General features: G+C 74.4%; 2 protein-coding genes. Both read right to left on the bottom strand.

Features of this window, described 5'->3' with window-relative positions:
• Positions 1–113: 113 nt before the first annotated feature.
• Positions 114–1448 carry a hypothetical protein gene (locus ETU37_RS22900; protein WP_129989807.1) on the bottom strand — a complete coding sequence of 445 codons (1335 nt, stop codon included), beginning with the start codon at positions 1446–1448 and terminating at the stop codon, positions 114–116.
• Positions 1445–1576 carry a sigma factor-like helix-turn-helix DNA-binding protein gene (locus ETU37_RS24025; protein ID WP_420819126.1) on the bottom strand — a complete coding sequence of 44 codons (132 nt, stop codon included), beginning with the start codon at positions 1574–1576 and terminating at the stop codon, positions 1445–1447. Before ETU37_RS24025 ends, ETU37_RS22900 begins: the two co-directional genes overlap by 4 nt.

The following is a 1576-nucleotide window of genomic DNA, read 5'->3' on the forward strand; positions in this document are numbered from 1 at the left end:
CTGCACGACGTCCTCGGCCGACTGCACGTCGTCGACGAGCAGCACCGCCAGCCGCACCAGACCCAACCGGTGCGCGGCGTACAACGCCACCGGGTCCGGCATCGTCGCGGTGCTCACGGGGCACTGCAGGCGTCGTCGGCGAGCTTGCGACCCGCGTCGAGGTCGAGGCAGACCTCACCCTGGTCGACCGGCACGAGCGTCGGGCCGATCCGGTCGCTCCACCGGACCAGGTCGTAGCGGTCCGGCACGTCGGGGTCGATCCGGTGGGCCGTCCAGAGGACGCCCTGCTGCGAGAGCCAGGTGCGCTGGTAGACCTGACCGGCGTCGTCCACGAAGCCGGTGCCGAGCCAGCCGCCCTCGTCGGCGGTGGGGATGGCCTGGTAGCGGCCGTCCCACCACGCGACCACGGTGTACGACGTGTTGCGGCCGTAGTCCTGGGCGACGACGAACGTGGGCATGTCGGCCTCGCCGCCGACCATGCCGGCGTCGAGCAGGGTGACGTCGTCACCCTCGGCCAGCGGCGTCCGGTGCTCGACGCCGTCCCAGGTGACCACGAGCTCCAGCGCTCCCGACGGTCGGCGGACGATCTCGGCGCGGTCGTACTCCCCGTCGAACCGGCCCGAGGTCTCGCCCACGCCGCTGCCGGTCTCCACCGTCGGGAACATCAGCGACGGGTCGGCCCGCTCGGCCGGGAGCTGGTCGCACGGCAGGGGGTGGGCGTCGGCGACCCGGTCCCAGCACAGGTCGCCGGCGCCGTACTCGACGAGCTTTCCGTTGCGCGCCGCGCGGTAGACGGTCGCGGTGACGGCGACGCGCTGGTCGCCGGGTACGTCGACGTCGTACTCGCCGATCATCAGCGCGCCGATGTCGTCGACCCAGACCGTGCTGCCGGGTGCGAACGCCAGGCTCTCCGGGAGGTCCTCGGCGACGAGCGTGTCGTCGGTGAAGGTGAAGAACGCGCCGACACCCTCGCCGGCCGGGGGCACGGCGACGGCCAGGGGGTTCTCGGTCCCCGCGTCGGTCACGGCGGGCAGCAGCACGCTGCCGTCCGGGACGGGGACGCCGACCTGGGTGCCGGTGCTGGCCACGAGACGGAGCTCACCGTCCTCGAGGTACGCCCGGTCCGGCTCGCCGTCGCCGTCGACGTCGAGCAGCACCTCGTCGCGGCCCTGCTGGACGAGCGAGGGCGTCGGGGTCGGCGCCGGGGCGGGCTGTGGCTCCTCGCCACCGCCGCCGTCGCCGCCGACGAGCGGCAGGGCGATCACGACCGCCGCCGCGGCGGCGGCCACCGCCACGGCCGTCACGGCGGCGCGGCGCGGCCGGGGTGAGCGGTGCGGCCTCGGCACCAGCAGGGTGGTGAGGTCGTCGTGGGTGACCTGGTCGGCGCGGGCGTGCAGGGCGGCGGTGAGCCGCTCCTCGATGCCGCGGTTGGTCGTCGGAGTGCTCATCGCACGTTCCCCTCGTTGCTGTGCGTGGTCCCGAGCTGGCGTTCGAGGGCGGTGAGGGCGCGGCTCGCGGTCGACTTCACGGTCCCGCGGCTGATCCCCATCGCCTCGGCGATCTGCCCCTCCGACAG

The organism is Nocardioides iriomotensis, from assembly GCF_004168035.1.
GTDB classification, from domain to species: Bacteria; Actinomycetota; Actinomycetes; order Propionibacteriales; family Nocardioidaceae; genus Nocardioides_B; species Nocardioides_B iriomotensis.